Annotated in this window: 24 protein-coding genes; 13 read left to right on the top strand and 11 right to left on the bottom strand. The window is 59.7% G+C overall.

Annotated features, from left to right (window positions below):
• The first annotated feature begins 104 nt into the window (after positions 1-104).
• Positions 105-902: an SDR family NAD(P)-dependent oxidoreductase gene (locus ACOYXG_RS10420; protein ID WP_460357506.1), complete on the top strand. Its 798-nt coding sequence runs from the start codon at positions 105-107 to the stop codon at positions 900-902.
• 30 nt (positions 903-932) lie between these two features.
• On the top strand, positions 933-1,343 hold the full coding sequence (locus ACOYXG_RS10425; RefSeq protein WP_027613241.1) for an SRPBCC family protein: 411 nt from the start codon (positions 933-935) through the stop codon (positions 1,341-1,343).
• 113 nt (positions 1,344-1,456) lie between these two features.
• On the opposite strand, the gene ACOYXG_RS10430 is transcribed toward ACOYXG_RS10425, so the two are convergent.
• Positions 1,457-2,851: a sensor histidine kinase gene (locus ACOYXG_RS10430; RefSeq protein ID WP_097088039.1), complete on the bottom strand. Its 1,395-nt coding sequence runs from the start codon at positions 2,849-2,851 to the stop codon at positions 1,457-1,459.
• The gene (locus ACOYXG_RS10435) at positions 2,829-3,512 is read right to left on the bottom strand and encodes a response regulator transcription factor (protein WP_027613239.1); all 684 of its coding nucleotides are present in this window, start codon (positions 3,510-3,512) and stop codon (positions 2,829-2,831) included. Before ACOYXG_RS10435 ends, ACOYXG_RS10430 begins: the two co-directional genes overlap by 23 nt.
• Positions 3,513-3,819: 307 nt before the next feature.
• Here ACOYXG_RS10435 and ACOYXG_RS10440 point away from each other — a divergent pair, with 307 nt between their 5' ends.
• The 4 genes from ACOYXG_RS10440 (at position 3,820) to hcnC (ending at position 8,168) form a co-directional block, all read left to right on the top strand.
• Positions 3,820-4,761, top strand: coding sequence for a hypothetical protein (locus tag ACOYXG_RS10440; RefSeq protein ID WP_027613238.1), 942 nt, complete (start codon positions 3,820-3,822; stop codon positions 4,759-4,761).
• A gap of 434 nt (positions 4,762-5,195) precedes the next feature.
• A complete protein-coding gene (gene hcnA / locus ACOYXG_RS10445; protein WP_027613237.1) occupies positions 5,196-5,510 on the top strand; it encodes a cyanide-forming glycine dehydrogenase subunit HcnA in 315 nt (104 codons plus the stop codon).
• The gene (gene hcnB / locus ACOYXG_RS10450; RefSeq protein ID WP_460357511.1) at positions 5,507-6,916 is read left to right on the top strand and encodes a cyanide-forming glycine dehydrogenase subunit HcnB; all 1,410 of its coding nucleotides are present in this window, start codon (positions 5,507-5,509) and stop codon (positions 6,914-6,916) included. The genes hcnA and hcnB overlap by 4 nt, the downstream gene beginning before the upstream one ends.
• Positions 6,909-8,168, top strand: a complete 1,260-nt coding sequence (gene hcnC / locus ACOYXG_RS10455; protein WP_346651245.1) for a cyanide-forming glycine dehydrogenase subunit HcnC — start codon at positions 6,909-6,911, stop codon at positions 8,166-8,168. Before hcnB ends, hcnC begins: the two co-directional genes overlap by 8 nt.
• Positions 8,169-8,291: 123 nt before the next feature.
• On the opposite strand, the gene ACOYXG_RS10460 is transcribed toward hcnC, so the two are convergent.
• On the bottom strand, positions 8,292-10,100 hold the full coding sequence (locus tag ACOYXG_RS10460) for a monovalent cation:proton antiporter-2 (CPA2) family protein (protein ID WP_460357515.1): 1,809 nt from the start codon (positions 10,098-10,100) through the stop codon (positions 8,292-8,294).
• 251 nt (positions 10,101-10,351) lie between these two features.
• On the opposite strand from ACOYXG_RS10460, the gene ACOYXG_RS10465 reads away from it, so the two are divergent.
• A complete protein-coding gene (locus ACOYXG_RS10465; RefSeq protein ID WP_097088034.1) occupies positions 10,352-11,266 on the top strand; it encodes a LysR family transcriptional regulator in 915 nt (304 codons plus the stop codon).
• On the opposite strand, the gene ACOYXG_RS10470 is transcribed toward ACOYXG_RS10465, so the two are convergent.
• Together ACOYXG_RS10470 and tcuC are read right to left on the bottom strand one after the other, a co-directional pair.
• Positions 11,256-12,023 (bottom strand): substrate-binding domain-containing protein, encoded by a 768-nt coding sequence (locus ACOYXG_RS10470; RefSeq protein ID WP_096795895.1) that lies wholly within the window; start codon positions 12,021-12,023, stop codon positions 11,256-11,258. The two genes, ACOYXG_RS10465 and ACOYXG_RS10470, sit on opposite strands and share 11 nt — an antisense overlap.
• A gap of 12 nt (positions 12,024-12,035) precedes the next feature.
• On the bottom strand, positions 12,036-13,328 hold the full coding sequence (tcuC, locus tag ACOYXG_RS10475) for an MFS transporter (RefSeq protein ID WP_027613231.1): 1,293 nt from the start codon (positions 13,326-13,328) through the stop codon (positions 12,036-12,038).
• Between the two features lie 423 nt (positions 13,329-13,751).
• Here tcuC and ACOYXG_RS10480 point away from each other — a divergent pair, with 423 nt between their 5' ends.
• The 3 genes from ACOYXG_RS10480 (at position 13,752) to ACOYXG_RS10490 (ending at position 15,064) form a co-directional block, all read left to right on the top strand.
• Positions 13,752-14,060 carry an RcnB family protein gene (locus tag ACOYXG_RS10480; RefSeq protein ID WP_027613230.1) on the top strand — a complete coding sequence of 103 codons (309 nt, stop codon included), beginning with the start codon at positions 13,752-13,754 and terminating at the stop codon, positions 14,058-14,060.
• 101 nt (positions 14,061-14,161) lie between these two features.
• On the top strand, positions 14,162-14,626 hold the full coding sequence (locus ACOYXG_RS10485; RefSeq protein ID WP_097088029.1) for a hypothetical protein: 465 nt from the start codon (positions 14,162-14,164) through the stop codon (positions 14,624-14,626).
• Between the two features lie 99 nt (positions 14,627-14,725).
• Positions 14,726-15,064: an FKBP-type peptidyl-prolyl cis-trans isomerase gene (locus tag ACOYXG_RS10490; protein ID WP_247268555.1), complete on the top strand. Its 339-nt coding sequence runs from the start codon at positions 14,726-14,728 to the stop codon at positions 15,062-15,064.
• A gap of 50 nt (positions 15,065-15,114) precedes the next feature.
• Here ACOYXG_RS10490 and ACOYXG_RS10495 read toward each other — a convergent pair whose 3' ends face one another.
• The 3 genes from ACOYXG_RS10495 to ACOYXG_RS10505 all read right to left on the bottom strand — a co-directional run bounded on the left by ACOYXG_RS10495 (position 15,115) and on the right by ACOYXG_RS10505 (position 17,094).
• The gene (locus ACOYXG_RS10495) at positions 15,115-15,426 is read right to left on the bottom strand and encodes a helix-turn-helix domain-containing protein (RefSeq protein ID WP_095139682.1); all 312 of its coding nucleotides are present in this window, start codon (positions 15,424-15,426) and stop codon (positions 15,115-15,117) included.
• A gap of 3 nt (positions 15,427-15,429) precedes the next feature.
• A complete protein-coding gene (locus ACOYXG_RS10500) occupies positions 15,430-15,753 on the bottom strand; it encodes a type II toxin-antitoxin system RelE/ParE family toxin (RefSeq protein ID WP_027613227.1) in 324 nt (107 codons plus the stop codon).
• Positions 15,754-15,990: 237 nt separating this feature from the next.
• Positions 15,991-17,094, bottom strand: a complete 1,104-nt coding sequence (locus ACOYXG_RS10505) for a cytochrome P450 (protein ID WP_097088025.1) — start codon at positions 17,092-17,094, stop codon at positions 15,991-15,993.
• A gap of 78 nt (positions 17,095-17,172) precedes the next feature.
• On the opposite strand from ACOYXG_RS10505, the gene ACOYXG_RS10510 reads away from it, so the two are divergent.
• From ACOYXG_RS10510 to ACOYXG_RS10520, 3 genes are all read left to right on the top strand, one after another.
• Complete coding sequence (locus ACOYXG_RS10510) at positions 17,173-17,931, top strand: ArsR/SmtB family transcription factor (RefSeq protein ID WP_460357524.1); 759 nt, start codon at positions 17,173-17,175, stop codon at positions 17,929-17,931.
• A gap of 147 nt (positions 17,932-18,078) precedes the next feature.
• Positions 18,079-19,299, top strand: a complete 1,221-nt coding sequence (locus ACOYXG_RS10515; protein ID WP_460357527.1) for a putative DNA modification/repair radical SAM protein — start codon at positions 18,079-18,081, stop codon at positions 19,297-19,299.
• Positions 19,296-20,159, top strand: a complete 864-nt coding sequence (locus ACOYXG_RS10520; protein WP_096795900.1) for a TIGR03915 family putative DNA repair protein — start codon at positions 19,296-19,298, stop codon at positions 20,157-20,159. The genes ACOYXG_RS10515 and ACOYXG_RS10520 overlap by 4 nt, the downstream gene beginning before the upstream one ends.
• Positions 20,160-20,225: 66 nt before the next feature.
• Here the strand turns inward: ACOYXG_RS10520 and ACOYXG_RS10525 are convergent, their stop codons facing one another.
• The 3 genes from ACOYXG_RS10525 to lpdA all read right to left on the bottom strand — a co-directional run bounded on the left by ACOYXG_RS10525 (position 20,226) and on the right by lpdA (position 24,047).
• On the bottom strand, positions 20,226-21,302 hold the full coding sequence (locus tag ACOYXG_RS10525) for a hypothetical protein (RefSeq protein WP_143503082.1): 1,077 nt from the start codon (positions 21,300-21,302) through the stop codon (positions 20,226-20,228).
• Positions 21,303-21,420: 118 nt separating this feature from the next.
• Positions 21,421-22,440 carry a branched-chain amino acid aminotransferase gene (locus ACOYXG_RS10530; protein WP_027613221.1) on the bottom strand — a complete coding sequence of 340 codons (1,020 nt, stop codon included), beginning with the start codon at positions 22,438-22,440 and terminating at the stop codon, positions 21,421-21,423.
• A 233-nt stretch (positions 22,441-22,673) separates the two neighbouring features.
• Entirely contained in the window at positions 22,674-24,047 is a 1,374-nt protein-coding gene (gene lpdA / locus ACOYXG_RS10535) for a dihydrolipoyl dehydrogenase (RefSeq protein WP_097088020.1), read from the bottom strand.
• Positions 24,048-24,051 lie beyond the last annotated feature (4 nt).

The raw sequence follows: 24,051 nt of genomic DNA on the forward strand, positions 1-24,051 counted from the left end.
GTGACCAGTCTTTGGTCGGCAACGCCTTCATCCGGCCAATATCGCGTCTACGCTGATCCATTCCTTCTATTTGTCCGTGTATTGCCCATCAAAGAGGTGAACCCATGAAAATCGACTTGAGTGGAAAACTGGCCATCGTCAGCGGCAGCACGGGTGGCATTGGTCTGGGCATCAGTCAGTCACTGGCCGAGGCCGGAGCCACGGTTGTGGTGATCGGGCGTGAAACGGCCAAGGTCGAGCAAGCGCTGGCGAGCATTCGCCAGCAGGTGCCGGGTGCGCAACTGCGCGGACTGACGGCCGACCTGGGCACTGCCGAAGGTGCGGAAAAACTGTTCGCCGCTGAACCGCGCGCAGACATTCTGGTGAACAACCTCGGCATTTTCGACGCCGTGGATTTCTTTGACACCCCGGACAGCGAGTGGACGCGTTTCTACGAGATCAACGTGATCTCCGGCGTGCGTCTGTCGCGGCATTATGTGCCGGCGATGGTCGAGCAGGGCTGGGGACGGGTGATTTTCCTGTCCTCGGAATCCGGTGTGGCGACCCCGGCCGACATGCTTAATTACGGCGTGACCAAAAGCGCCAACCTTGCGGTGTCCCATGGCCTGGCCAAGCGTCTGGCGGGCACCAGTGTGACGGTCAATGCGATCCTGCCGGGGCCGACGTTTACCGGTGGCGTGGAACAGATGCTCAAGGACGCCGCCGCCGAGTCCGGCCGTAATCTGCGTGAAGAGGCTGATGCGTTTGTGCGCAGAGCGCGGCCGACGTCGATCATCCAGCGGGTGGCCGATGTTGCCGAGGTGGCGCATCTGGTCACGTACATCGCTTCGCCGTTTTCCTCCGCCACCACTGGCGCGGCCTTGCGCGTGGATGGCGGTGTAGTCGACAGTATGGCGATCTGAACCGCGAAGACTCTGGAGAAGCGTTTATTTATGGCAACTGCATCAGCAACCATCGACATCCCGGCTTCGGCCGATCAGGTCTGGCAATTGATCGGCGGCTTCAACACGCTGCCGGACTGGCTGCCGTTGATTCCCAAGAGTGAACTGAGCGAAGGCGGACGCGTGCGCACCCTGCAAACCGCCGATGGCGCGGTGGTGATCGAGCGTCTGCAAGCGTTCGACAACGCTGCCAGGACCTACAGCTACTCGATCGAACAGGCACCGTTCCCGGCGACTGACTATCTGGCGACGATCAAGGTTGAAGCTCAGGGGCAGGGCGCTCGAGTGACGTGGTCGGGACGCTTCAACGCCAAAGGCGTGAGCGAAGAGGAAGTGGTCGCGCTGTTCAATGGCATCTATCAGGGTGGCCTTGAGGCGCTGCGGGCCAATTACCCGACCTGACAGGCAAAACGCAAAAACTGTGGGAGCGAGCTTGCTCGCGAAGGCGTCGGATCAGTCAACATCTGCATTGACTGTCACACCGCATTCGCGAGCAGGCTCGCTCCCACAGGGGATCAGGAGTTGGCGATCAAACTCTGCCGACAATCCAGCACCAGTTTTGCACCGCCCAGCTCACTGCTGCCCACCTCAAGATTGAAGCCATGCAGGCTGACAATCGCCGCGACAATCGACAAGCCCAGGCCAAAGCCGCTCTGCGGTTGCCCGCCCTCGGCACGATAGAAACGCTGGAACACCGCCTCACGCTCGGCTTCGGGAATCCCGGGGCCGGAGTCGTGGACTTCGATCCGCGTATGCCCACCGTCATTCACTCCGCGCAAAATCACCGTACCGCCTGCCGGGGTGAACTTGATCGAGTTGCTCAACAGATTCGCCAGCGCCTCGAACAGCAACGCTCGGTCGCCATTGAGCGGCGGCAGGGTTTCCGGCATGTTCAGCACGAACAGCAGCTCGCCTTCCTCGGCCAGCGGCAGGTAAAACTCATGCAGTTCTTCGAGCAATTGCACCGGATCGAGCTCGACAAAACCTGAGCGCCGCTGACGGTCTTCCAGCTCGGAAATCCGCAGCAACCCACGGAACCGCGCCATCAGCGTATCGGCCTCGGCCAGCACCAGATCCAGTTGCGCCGCTTCCTGCGAACCCTCACCGGCCTGCTGTTGCATGCGATACAACTGCGCACGCAAGCGTGTCAGCGGGGTGCGCAGGTCGTGAGCGATGTTGTCGCACACGCCTTTGACTTCATGCATCAGCCGTTCGATGCGATCGAGCATGGCGTTGACGATGGCGGCGAGCATGTCCAGTTCGTCGCGGCGGTTGGACAGCGGCAAACGGTGGGTCAGGTCGCCAGCGACAATCGCCTGGGCGCTGTCCTGAATCGCGCGGATGCGGCGCATTGGTCGGCGGCGCAGCAGATGCCAACCGGCAATCCCCGGCAGAATCGTCAGTGATACCCCCCAGAACAACGCGTGCAGAATGATCCGCGTCACGGCGAACAACGAACCGTTATCGCGCAACAACACCAGCCAGCGACCGTCGCGGGTCTGGGTTGCCACCGCGTCGCAGCTGTCGGCGGGCAGGGTCGGGTCATCGGAATCGGCGCAGTCATCCAGGGTGTGGATCTTGCCATCCAGCGGCAGGCCTTCGGGCAGTTGCTGCAAGGCGCCGCCGAGGTAAACGCCCTGGGCGTCGAACAGGCCATAGGCGTCGATGCCGCGGATGTCAAAGGTCATGCTGGCGGCGAGTGCTTCTTCCAGTTGTTCACCGCGAAAGTGCGAAAACAGATGCTGACGTTGCATCAACGAATGCTTGGCGAGGTTATCGAGATAGCTGGAGACCTCGAAATACATGACCCCCATGAGGATCGCGCTCCAGGCCACGAACAGCGAACTGTACAGCGCCAGCAGCCGACTGCTGGAGGAGCGCCAGCCGTCAGACGGGTTCGGCAATGACATAACCCGAGCCCCGTACCGTGCGAATCAGCGGAACATTGCCCGCCGCGTCGATCTTCTTGCGCAGACGACCGATGTGTACGTCGATCAGGTTGGTGCCCGGGTCGAAGTGATAGCCCCAGACTTCTTCGAAAATCATCATCCGCGACAGGATCTGCCCGCTGTTGCGCATGAGAAATTCCAGCAGCTTGTATTCGGTGGGCAGCAGCGTCAGGACCTGCCCGGCGCGACGTGCTTCGTGGCTGATCAAATCCAGTTCGAGGTCGGCGACCTGCAACGTGGTGGCCTGGGTGGCAACGCTGTTCTGGCGGCGCAGCAGCACTTCCACGCGTGCGGCCATCTCGTCGGTGGCGAACGGTTTGGTCAGGTAATCATCGCCACCGGCGCGCAAGCCGCGCACGCGCTCATCGACATCGGAGAGCGCGCTGATCATCAGAATCGGCGTGGCCACGCCCATGGTGCGCAGGGTGGTGACGATCGCCAGGCCATCGAGTTCCGGCAGCATGCGGTCGAGGGTGATCAGGTCGTAGTTGCCGCTGACGGCGCGGTCGAGGCCTTCGCGGCCATTGTCGACCCAATCCACTTGCAGGCCGTGGCTGCTGAGTTCGGCAACGATTTCACGGGCAGTCACGGCGTCGTCTTCGATGGTCAAAATACGCGTCATAGGGCAGGCCTTGATCGGTTCAAACGGAATGGCTGCATTTTGCCAAGTATTTTGCGTCGCGCTTTAAATTAACTTTCATGTATAGCCTGTCACAAACGTCAATTCGGGGCGCTTCGCGGCGTTGGCGTCAATGCATAAAACCCGCTGCTTTCCGTCCATTGTTGCAAATTGCAATGAATGTAGAAGTTCAGTCTTTTTAAATCATTGAAATTGAAGAATTTATTTCGGGCTCTCGACTGGCACGGTCGCTGCAATTCATCTCGTGACGAGTTGTAACACCATTTTTCATGCCTGGAGCACTACAACAATGAATAGATCCTCTGATGGGTTTTATCCTGCCTTCGAAGGAGAGTCGAGCAACGTGTCAGGCGTGTCCTGGGGCGCGATTTTCGCGGGCGCAGCGGCGGCCGCAGCACTGTCGATGATTTTAGTGCTGCTTGGCTTCGGTTTGGGATTCTCTGCCGTTTCACCTTGGGCCGGGGAGGGCATCAGCGCCAAGGGTCTGGGGATTTCGACGATTGTCTGGCTGGCGGCGACGCAAATCATCGCCTCCGGTCTGGGTGGCTACATCGCCGGTCGCCTGCGGGTGAAGTGGGCCAACATGCACGGGGATGAAGTGTATTTTCGTGATACTGCCCATGGCTTCCTCGCCTGGTGTGTGGCCACGTTGGTCACCGCAGTATTGGTAGTCGGCTCGGTCAGCAGTGTGATCAGTGGCGGTGTGCAGGCCGGTGCCAGTGTCGCCGGTGGCGCAGCGGCAGCCGCGACTCAGGCTGCCGGTAGCGCAGCGGCCAACACTGACAGCAATCAGTACGGTTACTACATCGACAATCTGTTCCGCGATGACCGTCCAGCATCGGTCAGTGATGATGCCGCCCATGGCGCCGTAGCGCGGATCTTCGCCCAGAGCCTGGCCAACGGCCAACTCAGTCCGGAAGACCGTACCTACCTCGCGCAACTGGTCGCACAACGAACCAATCTGAGTCAGGCCGACGCCGAGAAGCGTGTCGATGAAGTGTATGCCCGCACTCAGAAGGCCATCGCCGACGCCAAAGTCAAAGCCCAACAGGCTGCCGACACCGCTGCGAAAGTTGCTGCCTGGACCTCGCTGTGGATGTTCATCGCGTTGCTGGCCGGTGCGTTCTTCGCCAGTCTCGCCGCCACCTTCGGCGGTCGTCGCCGGGATGCGGTCGAGTACGTTGAAGTCGAGACCTACGCCACCACGACCACTCTGCCTCCAGTCCGTTAACAAGGAGAATCACCATGCGCTCTCTATTACTGTTTTTCCTCGGTGTGCCAATCCCGATCATCATCCTGATCGCCCTGTTCGTACACTGATTCCAATGCTCCATTGAGGCCCATGCCTCGGCCGCTTTCACTTCACGGTGAAAGCGGCTTTTTGCTTTCTGGCGTGCACCATTCGTCTTCTTCAACCGAATCGTTGAACAATCCGACCGCTTTCACTGGCCTGGATCAATATTCGCGTTTGTAACTTCCCCTAACGTAAATGTTCCAGGCCTTCGCTGAGGTTTGAACTACAGTGCTTCACGCGCACTTTGCTGCGCTGACGAAGTACCCGCGAGCCCGCCTGTAATCGAACAATTAAACGGGCCGCACGGTGTAGAGCAGCAAGGAGCTGACGCAATACCTTCCCCCTGAACCTTTTCACGGATGAACTTCGTAATGCACTGCCTAGAACGCACTTTCGATATCCAGCCCCTGACCCAGGCGGATATGACCGTCCACATCAATGGTCAACCGGTGACGGCGGCCATTGGCGAAACCGTCCTGAGCGTTATCCAGTCCCTTGGCGTGCGCCAGGTCGCACGCAACGACCATGGCCAGATCAGCGGCGCCTACTGCGGCATGGGTGTGTGCCAGTGCTGCCTGGTGAAGATCAACGGCCGCCACAAGCGCCGTGCCTGCCAGACCGTGGTGCGCGACGGCATGCAGATCGAAACCCAGGTCAACCGCATCAACGAGCAGGAGGTCGTATGAGCCTGCAACCGGTGATCGTCGGCGGTGGTCCGGCGGGAATGGCGGCGGCCATCGAGCTGGCGCGTCATGGGGTGCGCTGCACCTTGCTCGAAGAGGCCTCGCGTCTTGGTGGCGTGGTCTATCGCGGGCCGCTGCGCGACGGCGTGCAACTGGATTATCTGGGGCCGCGCTATTCCGAAGCCCTGAGCAAACTGCACGGTGATTTCCAGGAACAGTCCGGGTTGATCGACGTGCGCCTCAATCATCGCGTGGTCGGCGCCGAAGGCACCCGTGCGCTGGTGGTGCTCGACGGCGACGAGCAGCTGCACGAGATCGAATATCCGCAATTGCTGCTGGCCGCCGGCTGCCACGAACGCAGCGTGCCGTTTCCCGGCTGGACCCTGCCGGGGGTGATCATGCTCGGCGGCCTGCAACTGCAAATCAAAAGTGGCGTGGTCAAGCCGCAGGGGCCGGTGGTCATCGCCGGTACCGGGCCGTTGCTGCCATTGGTGGCAACGCAGCTGCACGCGTCCGGCGTCAAGGTCGCGGGCGTGTACGAAGCCTGCGCCTTCGGCAAGATCGCCCGCGAAAGCCTGGCGTTGCTGAACAAGCCGCAGCTGTTCCTCGACGGTTTGAGCATGCTCGCTTACCTGAAACTCCACGGCATCCCGATGAACTACGGCTGGGGCGTGGTCGAAGCCCACGGCGACGGCGAGCTGAAAAGCGTCACCGTGGCACCTTACTCGGCCACCTGGGAGCCGGACCTGAAGCGCATCGAGCGCTTCGAAGCGCAGACCCTGGCGGTCGGTTACGGCTTCATTCCGCGCACCCAGCTCAGTCAGCAGATGGGCCTCGATCACGGTTTCAGCGACGACGGTTACCTGCGCGCCAATTCGAACAACTGGCAGCAAAGCAACGAGCCGCACGTGCATCTGGCCGGTGACATGGGCGGGATTCGCGGTGGTGAAGCGGCGATGCTCGCCGGCAAGATCGCCGCCACCTCGATCCTGCTGCAACGCGGGGTGATCGAAGAAGAACTGGCACGGGTACGCCGCGATCGTTATCTGGGCAAACTCAAATCCATCGTGCGCTTCCGTGCGGCCGTCGACCGTTACACCGAACGCGGTGTCGGCCAGACCGCTTTGCCGGCCGCCGACACCGTGATCTGCCGCTGCGAACACGCCACCCGCGCGGACATCGATCTGGCACTGGAGCAGGGTGTGCAAGACATCGCCAGCTTGAAAATGCGCACCCGCGTCAGCATGGGCGATTGTCAGGGGCGGATGTGTGTCGGCTACTGCAGCGACCGCTTGCGTCAGGCCACCGGGCGCAAGGACGTCGGCTGGCTGCGTCCGCGCTTCCCGATTGATCCGATCCCTTTTTCCGCGTTCCAGTCCGTCGGCACGGAGGCCGCATCCCATGAGTAAGTTCTATGACGTGATCATTGCCGGCGGCGGCGTGATCGGGGCGTCCTGCGCCTATCAATTGTCCAAGCGCCAGGGCCTCAAGGTGGCGGTGATCGACGCCAAGCGCCCGGGCAACGCGACCCGCGCTTCGGCCGGAGGCTTGTGGGCCATCGGCGAGTCGGTGGGGCTGGGCTGCGGGGTGATTTTCTTCCGCATGATGTCGGCCAACCGCAAGCGCGAAACCCAGGGCGCGGCGGTCGCGGTGGACGCCAGCACGCCGCACATCCTGCCGGAGTCCTTCTTCGATTTCGCCTTGCAGTCCAATGCGCTGTACCCGGCGCTGCATCGCGAGCTGAAGGACAGGCACGGGATGGATTTCAAGTTCGAAAAGACCGGGCTGAAGTTCGTCATCTATGACGACGAAGACCGCCTCTACGCCGAGCACATCGTCAGTTGCATTCCGCATCTGGCCGATCAGGTACGCTGGCTCGATCAGGCGGCGCTGCGTGAAGCGGAACCGAGCGTCAGCCATGAGGCCCGTGGCGCGCTGGAGTTTCTTTGCGATCACCAGGTCAGCCCATTCCGTCTCGCCGACGCCTACATGGAAGGCGCGCGGCAGAATGGCGTCGACATCTTCGTCAACACCAACGTCACCGGTGTGTTGCACCACGGCAGCCGCGTGACTGGCGTGCAGACGGCCGAGGAGGGCGTGTTCCACTGCAAGACGCTGATCAATGCTGCTGGTGCCTGGGCGGCGGACTTGAGTGAGTGGGCCACCGGTGTGCGGATTCCGGTGAAACCGGTGAAAGGCCAGATCCTGCTGACCGAGCGCATGCCGAAAATCCTCAACGGTTGCCTGACTACCAGCGATTGTTATGTGGCACAGAAGGACAACGGCGAGATCCTGATCGGCAGCACCACCGAAGACAAAGGCTTCGACGTCACCACCACCTACCCGGAAATCGCCGGACTGGTGCAGGGCGCGGTGCGATGCCTGCCGGAACTCAAGGACGTCAACCTCAAGCGCACCTGGGCCGGATTGCGTCCGGGCTCGCCGGATGAGCTGCCGATCCTCGGGCCGATGCGTGGGGTGGAGGGTTACCTGAATGCCTGCGGACATTTCCGCACCGGTATTCTGACCTCAGCGATCACCGGCGTGCTGCTGGACAAACTGGTCAATCAGGAGGCGCTGCCGCTGGATATCACACCGTTCCTCGCGGATCGGTTTGAGGTGACGCCGGTCAAGCAAGAACGTGAATTGGAAATGGCCTAAGTCCATCCACAATTCCTGTAGGAGTGAGCCTGCTCGCGACGGCGGTGTGTCAGTAACAGAGATGGCTACTGATAGATTGCAATCGCGAGCAGGCTCACTCCTACAATTGGAATTGTGGTGAATTCAGACCTTGCGCGCTTCCTCTTCCAGTTGATCAGACTCGAACAACCGCGCCAGCTCCGCCCGGGCTTCCTGGGCGGTCTGCAGGACTTTGGCGGCGTCGTCGTAGACCGCGTGCTGGGCTTCCAGCACCTGTTCGTCATGGTGTTTGAAACGCTTGATCCGCGCATCGGCCTGGGCCTGGGTCAGACCGAGGCCGACCAGGGTACGGCGGCTCATTTCCAGGCTGGAGTAATAGGTCTCGCGAATCGCTTCGGCGCCCACATCGACCAGGCGGTGCACGTGCTGACGGTTACGTGCGCGAGCGATGATCTTCATGTGCGGATACAGCTTGCGCACGATCTCGGCGGTCTTGATGTTGGTCTCCGGATCATCCGTGGCAATCACGAAATACTCCGCCTCGCCAACCTTCGCCGCATTGAGGATTTCCGGGCGCATCGGGTCGCCGTAGAACACCGGCACGCCGCCAAAACTGCGCGACAGTTCGATGGTTTCCACCGAGGTGTCCAGCGCCACGAACTTGATGTTCTGCGCCCGCAGAATCCGCGCCACGATCTGGCCCATCCGGCCCATGCCGGCAATCACCACGCGCGGTGCCTCGGTGTCGATTTCGCGGAATTTCTCCGGCACCTCCACTGGCTGCACTTTCGGGCTGACCAATCGTGCACAGATCAACAGCAGCAACGGCGTCAAGGCCATCGACAGAGTGATGGTCAGTACCAGCAAGTCATACAGGCGCGGTTCGAACAGGCTCTGATCGCGCCCGATCTTGAACACCACAAAGGCAAATTCACCGCCGGCGGCGAGCACGATACCCAAGCGAATCGCACTGACTTTGGTCAGCCCACCGGCCAGACGCCCGACCACAAACAGCAGCGGCAACTTCAAGCCGATCAGCAGCAGCGTCAGGCCCAGCACGGTGATCGGCGCACTCAGCAGCAGACTCAGGTTGGCGCCCATGCCGACGCTGATGAAAAACAGCCCGAGCAGCAGGCCTTTGAACGGCTCGATCTGCGCTTCCAGTTCATGGCGATACTCCGAGTCCGCCAGCAGCAGGCCGGCGAGGAAAGCCCCGAGCGCCATCGACACGCCGACCAGATCCATCAGCCACGCCGTACCGATCACCACCAGCAATGCGGTGGCGGTAGAGACTTCCGGCAGACCGGTTTTCGCCACCACGCGAAACACCGGGCGTAGCAGATAACGTCCACCGACTACCACCACGGCGATCCCGCCGAGCACTTGCAAACCGTGGTTCAGGCTTTCCGCGTTGCTGCTGGCGTGGGCGCTGCCGGCGAGCATCGGCACCAGCGCGATCAACGGGATCGCGGCGATGTCCTGAAACAGCAGAATCGCAAACGCCAGCCGCCCGTGGGGGCTGGTCAGTTCCTTGCGCTCGGCCAGGCTTTGCAGGCCGAATGCGGTGGACGACAGCGCCAGACCAAGGCCGAGCACAATCGCACTGTTCAGCGGCTGTCCGAACACGTACAACGCCAGCACGCCGATCACTGCCGCCGTCAGCAGCACCTGCGCCAGACCTACGCCGAACACTGACTTGCGCATCACCCACAAGCGACGGGGTGACAGCTCAAGGCCGATGATGAACAACAGCAACACCACGCCCAGTTCCGAGATATGCGCAACGCTCTGCGGATTGCCGATCAGGCCGAGCACCGACGGGCCGATGATCACCCCCGCCAACAGATAACCGAGCACCGCGCCCAGTTGCAGACGCTTGGCCAGTGGCACGGTGAGCACGGCTGCGAAGAGAAACACGACAGCGGCTTGTAACAGGTTGCCTTCATGGGGCATGGGTTGACTCCTGACAGCGGTACGGCGGGGGGTGACAAGGATAAGGGCTGCGCCGCTCGTCAATCCACCACAAAACCCTGTGGGAGCGGGCTTGCTCGCGAAAGCGCTGGTTCAGTCCATGTTGATGGCGACTGTGACACCGCATTCGCGAGCAAGCCCGCTCCCACAAGTGCGATATCATCAAATCTGTAATAAGTTGCATCATTTGGTTACATTGATAGCCTTCTCGAATCAATCTTTTCGAGTCCGCCATGGCCATCAACTTCGACCTCAACGACCTGCAAGCCTTTCGCGCCGTGGTCGAGCAGGGCAGTTTCCGCAAGGCCGCCGACACCGTGCGCCTGTCACAACCGGCCCTGAGCCGACGCATCGAGAAGCTTGAAGACGCCCTCGGCGTAAAGCTGTTCGAGCGCACCACGCGCAAAGTCAGCCTGACCCAGGCCGGGCGTGGCTTCATGCCCAGCGTCGAGCGTTTGCTGGATGATCTGGACGTGGCGCTGCTGGGCATCAGTGAAGTCGCATCGACCCGACTCGGTCATGTCACCGTGGCTTGCGTACCCTCGGCGGCGTACTACTTCATGCCGCGGGTGGTCGCTCGCTATCACCAGCAGTTTCCGCGAATCAAGGTCAAAGTCCTCGACTCCAGCGCCCACGACGTGTTGAGCGCAGTGGTCAACGGCGAGGCGGATTTCGGGTTGAGTTTTCTGGGCACGCAGGATGCCAAGGTCGATTTCGAACCGCTTGTGCAGGAGTGCTATGTCGTCGCTTGCCGGCGCGATCACCCGTTGGCCGGACGCAGCAGCGTGACCTGGGACGAGTTCTATCAGCAGGATTACATCTCGCTGGACAAGACGTCGGGCAACCGTTTTCTGCTCGATCAGGCCTTGAGCAGCGTGGTGCCGCAGCGCCCGAGCATCTGCGAGACGCGGCATGTGACGACCATGATTGGTCTGGTGGAGGCGGGGCTGGGGGTGGCGGCGGTGCCGCTGATGGCGATGCCCGGGCCGGATCATCCGATCCTGACGCGGGTGCCGCTGACAGATCCGCAAGTGATGCGCAGTGTCGGCATCCTCAAGCGCCGGGGTCGCACGTTGACCCCGGCGGCATTGGAACTGGAGCGGCTGGTAGTGGAAATGAAAGTCCAGCCACCAACGCTTAGCGCTTGACCGAATCCAGCCCGGTGGCTTGCACGTCAGCCTGGGCGGCAGGCGCGGCAAGATAGTCGAGCAGGGCCTTGGCCTCTTTTGGATGCTGTGCGCCGACCGGGATGCCGGCGGCGAAGCGCGTCACCGACTGCACCGACTCCGGAATCTTCCCGACAAACGTCACCCCCGGCACCGGCAGCAATTCGCTGACCTGCTGGAAGCCCAGTTGGTAATCGCCGGTGGCAACCACCGAGCCGACCGGGACTTTCGGGACCATTTTCGCTTTCGGTTTCAACTGATCTTCAACGCCGAGTTTGTTGAACAACTCCTTCTCGATGTACACGCCGCTGGCGCTGTCGGAGTAGGCCACCGATGTTGCGTCGAGCAGGGTTTTCTTCAGGCTTTCGACGCTGCTGATGTCCGGCTTCGGCGCACCTTCACGCACCACCAGACCGATCCGTGAATCCGCCAGTTCGACCCGCGAGGCCGGATCGACCTTGCCTTGTTTGATCAGGTCATCGAGGGCATAGCCGACCATGATCACCACGTCGGCGTGCTCACCGCGGGCGAGGCGATTAGGAATGGCTTCCGGGGCTTTGCCCATCGACGGACCGAGCTGGGTGTCGAGGGTGTTGCCGGTGGCGGCCGCGAATTTCGGGCCGAGGATTTTGTAGGCGGCGGTGAAGCCGCCCGACGTCATCACATTCAGCTGTTCAGCATGGGCCAGGGCGCTGAAAGCGAAGAGGGCGATGGCGCTGAGATTGATCAGTTTTTTCAAGGTGATTGCTCCTTATGCGGCAACCGGTTGCAAACGGCCGCCTGCGCGGCGATAGAGGTACAACGTGGCGCACAACGCACACAGTGCGCCGACGCTCATCCAGTAACCCGGCGCCGCTTTGTCGCCGGTGTACTGGATCAGGAAGGTCGACATCGCCGGGGTGAAACCGCCGAAAATCGCGGTCGCCAGGCTGTAGGCGAGGGAGAAACCGGCTACTCGCACTTCCACCGGCATGATCTCGGTCAGCGCCGGAATCATCGCGCCGTTGTACATGCCGTAGATGAACGACAGCCACAGCAGCGACAGCAACATGTGACTGAAGCTCGGCGCCTGCACCAGGTACGACAGGGCCGGATAGGTGGTGGCCAGTGCCAGCAGCGCCATGGCGATCAGCACCGGGCGCCGGCCGACACGGTCGGACAACATGCCGCCAATCGGCAGCCAGAAGAAGTTCGACACGCCAACCAGCAAGGTCACCAGCAACGCATCGGAAGTGCTCAGGTGCAGCACGGTCTTGCCGAAGGTCGGCGCGTACACGGTGATCAGGTAGAACGCGGTGGTGGTCAGCGCGACCATCAACATGCCACCGAGCACCACGCCCCAGTTCTGGCCAAGCGTGCGGAACACTTCCTTCATGCTCGGGCGGTGTTTGCGTGCGGCGAACTCTTCGGTTTCCGCCAGGTTACGCCGCAGGAAAAAGATGAAGGGCACGATCATGCAACCGACGAAAAACGGAATGCGCCAGCCCCAATCGGCAACCACATCCGGCGCCATCCACGCGTTCAGCGCATAGCCCAAAGCTGCCGCGACGATGATCGCCACTTGCTGACTGGCCGACTGCCAAGCGGTGAAAAAGCCCTTGCGGCCAGGGGTGGCGATTTCCGACAAGTACACCGAAACACCGCCCAGTTCCGCACCGGCAGAGAAACCTTGCAATAGCCTTCCGATCAACACCAGCGCCGGCGCGAACAGACCAATGGTCTCGTATCCGGGCACCAGCACAATCAGGATCGTGCCGCTGGCCATGATCGACAGGGTGACGATCAACCCTTTGCGCCGACCGACGTCATCGATGTACGCACCCAGCACGATGGCGCCGAGCGGACGCATCAGAAAGCCTGCGCCGAACACGGCAAAAGTCATCATCAGGGAAGCGAACTCACTGCTCGCCGGGAAGAACACCGCCGCGATCTGCGTGGCGTAGAAGCCGAACAGAAAGAAGTCGAACTGTTCGAGGAAGTTGCCCGAGGTGACCCGGAAAATGGCGCCGGCCCGCGAGCCGCCGTGTGGGATTGAGGCTGTCATAGAAAAATCTCCACCGCTTTTATGACGTGCGCGACGTGGAAGCGGCGCACGGTTGTTATTGCGGCGGATGGTCGCGCAGCTGTAACAGGATGTTAATTGCATTGTTGGCATGGATTGATGCGCAAAGCGGATCAATCCCCTGAAACACCACTTCCTGTGGGAGCGAGCCTGCTCGCGAAAGCGGTGGTTCAGGTAATGAAAATGCTGCATGTACCGATGTCATCGCTGGCAAGCCAGCTCCGACAGTTTTTGCGGTGTACCCGTTGTCCCTGCAACACCAAGCAAACCTGTGGGAGCTGACTTGCCAGCGATAGCGGCCTCACAGACAACTACAATCCCTGGCCAGTCCACGCAAAAACAAGGAATGATTCCAGTCCTCCGCAGTCGGAGTTCAGGTATCACACATCTGAAGGAGGTTCACCGATGAACAGCAAAACCCTAATCGCCAGCCTGGCCCTGGTCGCCGGCATTGCCGGGATCAGCCCACTTGTTCAAGCGGCGCAAACCTCAAGCGAACCCACGGTCCAGTCGCCGACCAGCGACCGCGAATTGAAGGTCAACGACCGGGCTCCAGACATTTATCAGCGCAGCGACAAAGCGTTGAAAAACTGGAAACAGAAAGGCTTGAAAGCACCGGTCGATCAGGCGCAGTGGGTGCAGATCAATGACAAGTACGTGATGGTCATGATCACCAATGGCACCATTGTCGAGATGCAACCTGTCGAGCGTTAAGCACTTCGGTAACAATTGGCCATGGACGGTCGATTGCATTCGGGCGCTATTCGGGTAAAACGCGACGGGCGTTTCGAGTGACTGGATGTCAGGAGCAATCGTTGGAAAAGAAACCGCTTTATCGCAAAGTAAATACCACTGCTCACAACGTCTGGCGCAGCAATCAGGGCAGTCACTATCGGTATGAGCGTAATACCAAAGCCGAGAGGCGTAGCGAGGCGACGCGGGGTTCGATGCATGGAATCAAGCATCACGGCTACGATTACACGCCATTATTTCGCTTTCTGTTATCTCGCGTCGGAGGTAACTGGGATGAGATTTACAGTGAGGCGCTGGCGCGCCTTGATCGTCCGGAGCCAGTGTTCTGGATGGTGTCCATCCATGAAGATGATCGCGAGGACATTGTGCGACTGGGTGAGTCGAGCTACTTCAATGGCCTGTACGTCGATGAGCAAAAGCGTCTGCAAATCGTCAACCCGGACTTGAAGGCCGAGGAGATGAAACCCCATTGCCAGTGTTGCACCCATACTTTCAATGGCGTTGTGTTTGGCTTGCCTCCTGATTGAGTGTTTCCACTCGATAAACCGCCAATCATTGGTTAATGAGTTGCGAACAGCTGCCATTTCTGGGAAAACGCCCGCCAGTTAAGCAATTGAGTGAATGTCATGAATGATGAATTGCAGGTAATCGATCTTCAGGTGGGCGAGGGCAAGGCTGCCGTCAAAGGCGCGCTGATTACCACCCATTACACCGGCTGGCTGGAAGACGGCAGCGAGTTCGATTCTTCTCACAGCCGTGGCAAACCTTTCCAGTGCGTGATTGGCACGGGCCGGGTGATCAAGGGTTGGGATCAGGGGCTGATGGGCATGCAAGTGGGCGGCAAGCGCAGACTGCTGGTGCCGGCGCATTTGGGGTACGGCGAGCGGACGATGGGCAAGATTCCGCCGAATTCGAATCTGGTGTTTGAGATTGAATTGTTGGAGGTTTTGACGCGGGAGGATTGAGGCGGATGCAGTAACGACATCGCCTCTTGGCCTAAGAATCCGAGCTGCCTTCAAGCCCAGTGCAGCGGTGCGGCCTGGGGGAAACAGATGTCTACTTCCAGTTTCGCTGCGGCCGACAGATTGACCAGCGCATCCAGAGAAAATTTGTCGATTTTACCGTTGAGTACGTCATTGAGGCGTGGCTGAGTAATCCCCAAGCGCTTGGCGGCTTCCTTCTGAGGAAGCTCCCAGGCACGAACCGTCTCGCAAAGCGTGCGCATGAGTTTGGCCCGCAGGCGCATGTTGGCCGCGTCCTGCGGCGTGTCTTCCAGCGCGTCCCAGATGCTTGAGAAATGCTGGGAAGGGTGTTGATGATCCTTCATGGCTTAACCTATTTCCTGGTATCTGGCGCGTGCCAGTTCTATATCTCGCGTTTCAGTTTTGCGAGTGGTCTTTTGCATGGCGTGCAGCACATAAATCGCGTCAGGCCGATTGACCACATAAAACACTCGAAACGCTCCTGAGTCTTCGGTGATTCTGATTTCATTGACACCCCGTCCTACGGTTTTCATGGGGCGCCAATCAAAAGGCTCGTCGCCCTGTTGCAACAGATCCAATTGAAATCCCGCAGCTCTGCGAGCATCCAAAGGAAAAGCTCTCAGATCCTTGAGTGCACTTGCGACAAACACCACATCCTTGTGTCTTGGCATCGACTTCTCCTTTGTTGAAAGGATAAGCGTAATGGCTCCGACGAAAATGCGTTGCGGCGGTGTGTTGCAAAGAGTGGCAGAGGTCACCTATCAGCAGGCTATATCGAAACCGATATAAATCAAGCTTGATTTTCTTTATCTGATATTCGGTATCGACATCGCCAGTTTGCTTCTACAGGGGATTAGAGCAGGGCACGCGTATCATGAGCCTCAACCCCAAGCGCTGAGCCACAGTGCCTAAGGCTGTGCCGCGCTGAACAGTGGAATCCGCCCATTGAGCGATGGGCGGTAATGCCACGTCAGTTGTTGCAGATTCACACCCTGATCAAGGATTTCTCTGACAGTCGCAGCGGCAATGCTCAGCGCCAGCGTCTGCCCCGGACACTGATGCCGGCCGCTGCCAAAGCTGAAACTGCCCCGGTCAGGACGATCCAGCAGAAACCGCTCGGGCTCTGCATTCAACAATGGATCGCGGTTGGCCGAGGCCAGCAGTACCAGAATCACCTCTCCGGCCTCGAGCCGCACGCCATCGATCTCGCAAGTCTGCGCGACAAAGCGCCGAGTGTTCTGCACTGGCGGATCAAAGCGCTGAACCTCGGCCAACAGTGCGTCCACTGAGGCATGGCGCAATTCGGGCTGACGTCGCAGCGCAATCAGTGCATTGCCGATCAGTCCCGCACTGGCCTCGAACGTCTGCGAACAGAGACCGATCAGGTTGGCGATCAGGGTTTCTTCGTCTCCTGTAAATCGCTGCTCGATCGCCTTGAGCAACTCGCTATCGGCTTCGGCCAGCAACTCGATGAAATAGCCGTGCAATTGCTCCGCCGCCGCATGCGCCGCCGCCAGTTGCAGGTCATTGCTCAGCGGCGACAGGCAGGCGACGAAATCCGCGGTCAGCTCACTGATTGCCCGGCCTTGCGCCGGGGAGAAGCCGAGCAGCGCCGCGACCACGCACACCGGGCCGCGAAACATCGCCTTATATAAGCCGTCGGCGTCCGCTGTAATCAAACGCGCGGCCACCAGTGCGCGTACTTGCTCCTCATCTATCAACTGCAGTGACGGCTCGATTGCCGCACGCGGACAGCGCTGACGTTCGCCATCGTTCATCCGCATCAACTGCCCGAACACCTTGCCGGCCAGCCCCGAGGCAATCGCCTTGGGCACCGGTTCCTGCAACGGTCGCACCCGACAATCGGCATGCGTCAGCACCGCACGCACCGCTCGGGCGCTGCTGGCGACCCACAGCTTCAATCCATGATCAAAGGTCAGTCCGCCCTCGGCGCGCAGTTTGGCGTAGTAGGGGTAGGGATCGGCATGCGTCGCAGCGATGATCGGGTCCATGGTTCACAGCCTTGTCGTCGGGAAAGTGATGCGAGTATCTTCAGTCCGCAGCGACGACGATTCGTCGGGGAGCGAAATATGCACGCAGAACATCAAGACATCGGCGTTTCGCAGGTGGCGGCCGCCATCGCCGAACCGGCACGCACGAAAATTCTCTGCTCGCTGATGGACGGCCACGCCCGCACCAGCACTGAATTAGCGGCCGTGGCGGAAGTCAGCGCCTCCACCGCCAGTGCACATCTGGCCAAGCTCAAGGATCTGACACTGGTGCGCCTGCACGTGCAGGGCCGCCATCGTTATTACAGCCTCGCCGATCAGCGCGTGGCTCAGGCGCTGGAAGCGTTGATGGTGATCGGACAGAACGCCGCACCTAGCTTCAAGCCGCACACCCCGGATCGCCTGCAATTCGCCCGCACCTGCTACGACCACATGGCCGGCACGCTGGCGGTGTTGCTCCACGACCGTTTGCTCGAGGCGGGGTGGCTGGTGGAAACCGACGAGCGGGTTTATCGCTTGAGCGGCACCGGCGACGCGTTGTTTGCGAGCTTGGGAATTGAGGTGCAGGACTTGAGTACCTTGCGCCGCAAGTTTGCTTGCCCGTGCCTGGACTGGAGCATGCGCCGGCCGCATCTGGGCGGTTCGTTGGGCGCGGCGTTGTTGCAGATGGCATTGAAACGCAAGTGGGTGACGCAGGATCTTGATAGTCGGGCGTTGGCGCTCACCGTGGCGGGGCGAAAGGAAATGGGTAAGCGGTTTGGTCTTGAGTTGCCTTTAGACGCGAAGATCAAAAGATCGCAGCCTGCGGCAGCTCCTACAGTAATCGCGTACACCCGCTAATTCTCGACCCTGCCCAATCTCTGTAGGAGCCGGCGAAGGCTGCAATCCTTTGATCTTGAGCTTCTGCCCGACGAGGTGCGCTTCTACCACCTTGTAACCCCGTGCTCGGACCTATACTGTATATCCACACAGTAAAGAGCCCGCGCCATGCAAATCATCGACAAGCTCAGCATTCTCGCCGACGCCGCCAAGTACGACGCCTCCTGCGCCAGCAGCGGTGCGCCCAAGCGCAGCTCCGAGGCCAAGAGCGGGTTGGGCTCGACCGATGGCATGGGTATCTGCCATAGCTACACGCCGGACGGCCGTTGCGTGTCGCTGCTGAAAATCCTCCTGACCAATTTCTGTCTCTACGACTGCCAGTACTGCGTCAACCGCCGCTCCAGCGATGTGCCGCGTGCACGTTTCACCCCCGAGGAAGTGGTCACGCTGACTCTGGATTTCTACCGGCGCAACTGCGTCAGCGGGCTGTTTCTAAGCTCCGGGATCATCCGCTCGGCGGATTACACCATGGAGCAACTGGTACGCGTGGCAAAGCTGTTGCGCGAAGAGCACGAGTTTCGCGGCTACATTCACCTCAAGACCATTCCCGAGGCCGATCCGGCATTGATCGAGGAGGCCGGGCGCTACGCCGATCGCCTCAGCGTCAATATCGAACTGCCCACCGACGCCAGCCTGCAAACCCTGGCGCCGGAGAAGCAGATTGGTTCGATCAAGCAGGCAATCAACACCATTTACACCGGCGTACAAACGGTGCTCAACGAACCGCGTTCGGCAAAATTCGCTCCCGCCGGGCAGAGCACGCAAATGATTGTCGGCGCCGATGACACCGACGACAGCACGATCCTGCACAGCGCTCAGTCGCTGTATGGCAACTACCGCTTGCGGCGCGTCTACTATTCGGCCTTCAGCCCGATTCCCGACAGCCCGAAAAGCGTGCCACTGGCCGCGCCACCGCTGATGCGCGAACACCGGTTGTATCAGGCCGATTTCCTCTTGCGCAGTTACGGCTACAGCGCCGATGAGCTGCTCAAGGGCCCGGGTAATCTAGCGCTGGACATCGACCCGAAACTGGCTTGGGCGCTGCAGAATCGCGAGGTGTTTCCGCTGGACCTGAATCGCGCCGAGCCGTCGCTGATCGCACGAATCCCCGGCATCGGTCTGCGTACCACCGAACGTCTGGTGCAATTGCGCCAGCAACGGCGCATCCGCTACGAAGATGTGGCGCGCATGCGTTGTGTGCTGGCCAAGGCCAAGCCGTTCATCATCACCAGCGACTACCACCCGCAACAGGCCGAAGTCACCAGCCACATGCTCTATCAGCAACTGCGCGACCGGCCGCAGCCGCAGCAGATGGGGTTGTGGGGATGATCAATCTCGATTGCGACGACCTGTTCGACACCTGGCGCCAGCAGGCACGCTGGCTGCTCAGCCATGAAGTCGACCCGAGTCTGGTGAGCTGGGCGTCGGAAGGGGTGAGCGATCTGTTTGCCAGTGACGTCTCGGTACCGGAGGGGCAGGGGCCGTTTCAGGCACGTATCCCCCGTGCACTGCTCGATACCCTGGAGCAAGCCGCGCGCTACCGGGGCGACCAGCGCTGGAGTCTGTTGTATGAAGTGCTGTGGCGAGTCAGCCATGGCGACCGCACGGCGATGATGGCCGGCGACAAGCTTGGCAGCGAGTTGCAGCGGCGGATCAAGCAGGTGCAGCGCGAAGCCCACCATTTGCATGCGTTCGTGCGTTTCATCGAACGCCCGCAGGATCAGCCAGGCCCGCAATACGTCGCGTGGCACGAACCTGCCCACGACATCCTGCACAGTGCCAGCGAACATTTCATCGGACGCATGGGCCGGCATCGCTGGTTGATCGCCACGCCGCGTGACGGGGTTTATTACGATGGCGAACAGTTGATTCATCAGCGCCAGTGCCCGGTGGAATGGCAGCAACTGGCGCAGAACGTCGATGACCCGCATGGCGAGCTATGGCTGACCTATTACAGCCACATCTTCAATCCGGCGCGGTTGAACGAGAAGGTCATGCAAGGGCATTTGCCGGTGCGGTTCTGGAAGAATCTGCCGGAAGGGGAGTTGATTCCCGGGCTGATTACCCAGGCGCGCACGGGCAAGCAGCAGAACGGACAGGCGAGCGGTATTGCGGGGCGAGGAGGCAAGCGGGTTGTACTAAAGAGCATTGAAACTCGCTCGTCGCTAGAGGAGCGAGGTCCCGGATGAGTGTTTAGCCTCAGTCAATCTCACGATTAGCATGAACAAACTAAGAGCCTGAAAAAACTGTCAGGATCAGAGATCATTCAAGCGTGGCTCTTCTGAAGGGGTAGGCGGGAAAAGATCAGTCAGGCTATTCAACTCTTGTTGGTTTGTCATCCGTCCAATTGAGATGGTAAGAACTCTTGATATATCGTTTGTTTCTCTGCTGGCTGGCGTTCCTCTCATAAATGCCGCTGCTTGCGCTAGAGAATTGAAGGTTTTCGCCCCAATGTTCATGTTTTCGTTTTGAATTATTTTTATCAAAAATAACGACAGTGCGGTTGTCGCTGGCGGAAGGTCTTTGCGATTTATCGCGTAGTTATGTTGAGTTTTAGGCGCTCGGCTAGCGTGTTTCGTTTGGAGAATTGCAGGAGGGAGTTTGAGAAGATCTTTTTTTTGACTTACATCATACAGGCAGGTATAAGCGCCGTCGGCAAAGTAGTTGGTCTGCGCGGAGGCTTGTGCAATAGGCAAGTACGCCTTTTTGTCATAAAGTTTTTTTGCTTGAAAAGCCACAGCCTGTACGCGCTCCCTCTCTCCAGGTAGGTTGGTATGAACAATGATGCCAAAGTCACTGCCTGTTACCTTTTCTCTATTGTTTGCCGAAAGGTCGTGATAGGCGACGTTTACGGGCACCTCCTCGCCATAAAGTTCTTTTGAAAATGAAGTCAGCGAGTCAGAGCAAAAAAGTACGCTGGAGTACATTTTGCTTAGTAAATGCCCTGTTAACCTTTCCTCGTGTGAGTTTTGAGGTAAGTCACGCTCACAAAATTCCAGCTCGGCAAATGCCAATGCAGAGAATATTCCTCTGATAAAAACATTATTAGTTGCTTTGTGGCCCCATAAATAATCTTCGCTTGCCTCTCTGGATTCGCCCAGCAAGTAGCAGGCGCAGGGCGGGATTCCCGCTATTTTTTTCAATAAGCCATCTGAGAGTGGGATTTTTAGTTCATGGCTGAGCAGCTCCGCAACTTCACGAATCTGTTCGCTCTGAGGTACTGTTCCCAAACAAATTGCTTGAGGTGGCAGAAGATTTCCAAAGCCCAATGAACCCGTAACTAGACGATGAAGGCCGCGATTTACAACACTCGGTAAGATGTATCGTTCCATGATGGGGCTTCCGTGCAAGAGGACTTCACGAGTCATTACTTGATCGCGAGTAAAACGGGTGCAGAAGAAATGTGTGCCCTTTAGGGGGCACACATTTCTAGCGATTAACGCGAGAGGATCAAACCTTGACGATCCAGCCCGCTGGCGCTTCGATGTCGCCGGTCTGTACGCCAGTCAGCTCTTTGTAGAGCTTCTGGGTGACCGGGCCGACTTCGGTTTCGCTGTGGAACACGTGCAGGTGGTCGTTGTAACTGATCCCGCCGATCGGGGTGATCACCGCCGCGGTACCGCAGGCGCCGGCTTCCTTGAAGTCCGACAGTTTGTCGATCAGCACGTCGCCTTCAATCACTTCCAGACCCAGACGGGTTTTCGCCAGTTCGATCAGCGACAGACGGGTGATGCCTGGCAGCACGGACGGCGAGTTCGGGGTGATGAACTTGTTGTCGTGGGTGATACCGAAGAAGTTGGCCGAACCGACTTCCTCGATCTTCTTGTGAGTCAGCGGATCCAGGTAGATGGCGTCAGCGAAGTGCGCTTTCTTGGCCTGGGAGCCCGGCATCAGGCTGGCGGCATAGTTGCCACCGACCTTGGCCGCACCAGTGCCTTGTGGGGCGGCGCGGTCGAAGCTGGAGATCTGGAAGTTGTGCGGAGTCAGGCCGCCCTTGAAGTAGGCGCCGACCGGGATCGCGAATACCGAGAAGATGAACTCCGGCGCGGTACGCACGCCGATGTTGTCACCCACGCCGATCACGAACGGACGCAGGTACAGCGCGCCGCCGGTGCCGTATGGCGGGATGAAGCGCTCGTTGGCGCGAACCACTTCCTTGCACGCTTCGATGAACTGCTCGGTCGACACGTGCGGCATCAGCAGGCGAGCGCAGCTGCGTTGCATGCGCGCGGCGTTCTGGTCAGGACGGAACAGGTTGATCGAGCCGTCCTTGCAACGATAAGCCTTCAGGCCTTCGAAGCACTGCTGGCCATAGTGAAGGGCAGTCGAGCCTTCGCTGATGTGCAGCACGTTGTCTTCGGTCAGGGTGCCTTTGTCCCACTCGCCATTGCGAAAGTACGACAGATAGCGTTTGTCGGTCTTGATGTAGTCAAAACCCAGCTTGTCCCAATTGATGCTCTCGTTACCCATGACACCCTCTATCACTGAACAACCGTCGAAACGGTTCAAGGCTTCTGACGTTTTTTGGATGGGCACAACAATACTTCATTCTTGAGCGGTTTCGCAGCCCGGACTATCGGATGACAGACAGATAATTCCGGTTGCGCCTGAGAATTCGCGAGCAGGCTCGCTCCCACATTTGAAATGCATTCCCATTGTGGGAGCGAGCCTGCTCGCGAAGGGGCCATTACAGCCACCCACCATCACAGGTGCAACGCATGCCCCAAAGCACGCAACGCCGCTTCCTGCACCGCTTCACCCAGGGTCGGATGCGCATGAATGGTGCCGCCGATGTCTTCGAGGCGCGCACCCATTTCCAGGCTTTGCGCGAACGCGGTCGACAACTCCGACACGCCAACCCCGACCGCCTGCCAGCCGACAATCACATGATTGTCGCGCCGCGCGACCACCCGCACGAAGCCGCTTTTTGATTCCAGGGTCATCGCCCGGCCATTGGCAGCGAACGGGAAGCTGGAAACGATGCAGTCCAGCCCGGCAGCCTTGGCTTCGTCCGGGGTCTGGCCGACCACCACCAGTTCCGGGTCGGTAAAGCACACGGCGGCGATGGCGGTCGGGTTGAATTCGCGGGATTTGCCGCTGATCAGCTCGGCAACCATTTCGCCCTGAGCCATGGCGCGATGGGCGAGCATCGGCTCGCCGCTGAGGTCGCCGATGGCGTAGACGTTGCGCATGCTGGTCTGGCAGCGGCTGTCGATCTTGATCGCCGAGCCGTTCATGTCCAGGTTCAGCGCTTCAAGGTTCCAGCCCTGCGTATTCGGCTTGCGCCCGACTGCCACCAGCACCTGATCGGTTTCCAGATTGAGGGTGTCGCCGTTCGGCTCACGCACCTGCAAGGTGCCGTCGAAACCCAGCACGCTGTGCTTGAGATAGAGCTTCACGCCCAGTTGCTTCAGTGCTTCGTGGACCGGTTGGGTCAGCTCGGCATCGTAGGCCGGCAGGATACGATCCTGCGCCTCGACCACGCTGACCTCGGCGCCGAGCTTGCGGTAAGCAATGCCCAGCTCCAGACCGATGTAACCGCCGCCCACCACCACCAGACGTTTGGGCACGGACTTCGGCGACAGCGCTTCGGTGGAGGAGATGATCGGCCCGCCGATTGGCAGGATCGGCAGGTTGACGCTGGTCGAACCGGTGGCCAGCACCAGATGCTCGCACTGAATCCGCGTATCGCCGACTTCCACGGTTTTGCCGTCGATGACTTTGGCCCAGCCATTGATGACCTGGACCTTGTTCTTTTTCAGCAGTGCGGCGACGCCGGTGGTCAGGCGATCGACGATGCCGTCCTTCCACTCGACGCTTTTGCCGATGTCGAGACTCGGCGCCGAAACGCTGATACCCAGCGCAGAATGCTGACTGTGATGTTGTGTCTGGTGAAACTGCTCGGCCACGTGAATCAACGCTTTGGACGGAATGCAGCCGATGTTCAGGCAAGTGCCACCCAGCGATTGGCCTTCGACCAGAATCGTCGAAATGCCCAGTTGTCCGGCGCGAATCGCCGTGACGTAACCGCCGGGGCCGCCGCCGATGATCAGCAGCGTGGTGTTCAAGGTTTGCATGGCG

This window comes from Pseudomonas sp. G3-39, from assembly GCF_054790485.1.

What these genes read in the sequence shown, in the direction of transcription:
- ACOYXG_RS10480 (WP_027613230.1), top strand. Translation starts at nt 13,752, where the DNA reads ATGAACAGCAAAACCCTAATCGCCAGCCTGGCCCTGGTCGCCGGCATT.
- ACOYXG_RS10435 (WP_027613239.1), bottom strand. Translation starts at nt 3,512, where the DNA reads ATGACGCGTATTTTGACCATCGAAGACGACGCCGTGACTGCCCGTGAA.
- hcnA (WP_027613237.1), top strand. Translation starts at nt 5,196, where the DNA reads ATGCACTGCCTAGAACGCACTTTCGATATCCAGCCCCTGACCCAGGCG.
- ACOYXG_RS10530 (WP_027613221.1), bottom strand. Translation starts at nt 22,440, where the DNA reads ATGGGTAACGAGAGCATCAATTGGGACAAGCTGGGTTTTGACTACATC.
- tcuC (WP_027613231.1), bottom strand. Translation starts at nt 13,328, where the DNA reads ATGACAGCCTCAATCCCACACGGCGGCTCGCGGGCCGGCGCCATTTTC.
- ACOYXG_RS10500 (WP_027613227.1), bottom strand. Translation starts at nt 15,753, where the DNA reads ATGCCAAGACACAAGGATGTGGTGTTTGTCGCAAGTGCACTCAAGGAT.
- ACOYXG_RS10430 (WP_097088039.1), bottom strand. Translation starts at nt 2,851, where the DNA reads ATGTCATTGCCGAACCCGTCTGACGGCTGGCGCTCCTCCAGCAGTCGG.
- ACOYXG_RS10505 (WP_097088025.1), bottom strand. Translation starts at nt 17,094, where the DNA reads ATGGACCCGATCATCGCTGCGACGCATGCCGATCCCTACCCCTACTAC.
- ACOYXG_RS10525 (WP_143503082.1), bottom strand. Translation starts at nt 21,302, where the DNA reads ATGGAACGATACATCTTACCGAGTGTTGTAAATCGCGGCCTTCATCGT.
- ACOYXG_RS10510 (WP_460357524.1), top strand. Translation starts at nt 17,173, where the DNA reads ATGCACGCAGAACATCAAGACATCGGCGTTTCGCAGGTGGCGGCCGCC.
- ACOYXG_RS10420 (WP_460357506.1), top strand. Translation starts at nt 105, where the DNA reads ATGAAAATCGACTTGAGTGGAAAACTGGCCATCGTCAGCGGCAGCACG.
- ACOYXG_RS10460 (WP_460357515.1), bottom strand. Translation starts at nt 10,100, where the DNA reads ATGCCCCATGAAGGCAACCTGTTACAAGCCGCTGTCGTGTTTCTCTTC.
- ACOYXG_RS10425 (WP_027613241.1), top strand. Translation starts at nt 933, where the DNA reads ATGGCAACTGCATCAGCAACCATCGACATCCCGGCTTCGGCCGATCAG.
- hcnB (WP_460357511.1), top strand. Translation starts at nt 5,507, where the DNA reads ATGAGCCTGCAACCGGTGATCGTCGGCGGTGGTCCGGCGGGAATGGCG.
- ACOYXG_RS10515 (WP_460357527.1), top strand. Translation starts at nt 18,079, where the DNA reads ATGCAAATCATCGACAAGCTCAGCATTCTCGCCGACGCCGCCAAGTAC.
- hcnC (WP_346651245.1), top strand. Translation starts at nt 6,909, where the DNA reads ATGAGTAAGTTCTATGACGTGATCATTGCCGGCGGCGGCGTGATCGGG.
- ACOYXG_RS10495 (WP_095139682.1), bottom strand. Translation starts at nt 15,426, where the DNA reads ATGAAGGATCATCAACACCCTTCCCAGCATTTCTCAAGCATCTGGGAC.
- ACOYXG_RS10490 (WP_247268555.1), top strand. Translation starts at nt 14,726, where the DNA reads ATGAATGATGAATTGCAGGTAATCGATCTTCAGGTGGGCGAGGGCAAG.
- lpdA (WP_097088020.1), bottom strand. Translation starts at nt 24,047, where the DNA reads ATGCAAACCTTGAACACCACGCTGCTGATCATCGGCGGCGGCCCCGGC.
- ACOYXG_RS10440 (WP_027613238.1), top strand. Translation starts at nt 3,820, where the DNA reads ATGAATAGATCCTCTGATGGGTTTTATCCTGCCTTCGAAGGAGAGTCG.
- ACOYXG_RS10520 (WP_096795900.1), top strand. Translation starts at nt 19,296, where the DNA reads ATGATCAATCTCGATTGCGACGACCTGTTCGACACCTGGCGCCAGCAG.
- ACOYXG_RS10465 (WP_097088034.1), top strand. Translation starts at nt 10,352, where the DNA reads ATGGCCATCAACTTCGACCTCAACGACCTGCAAGCCTTTCGCGCCGTG.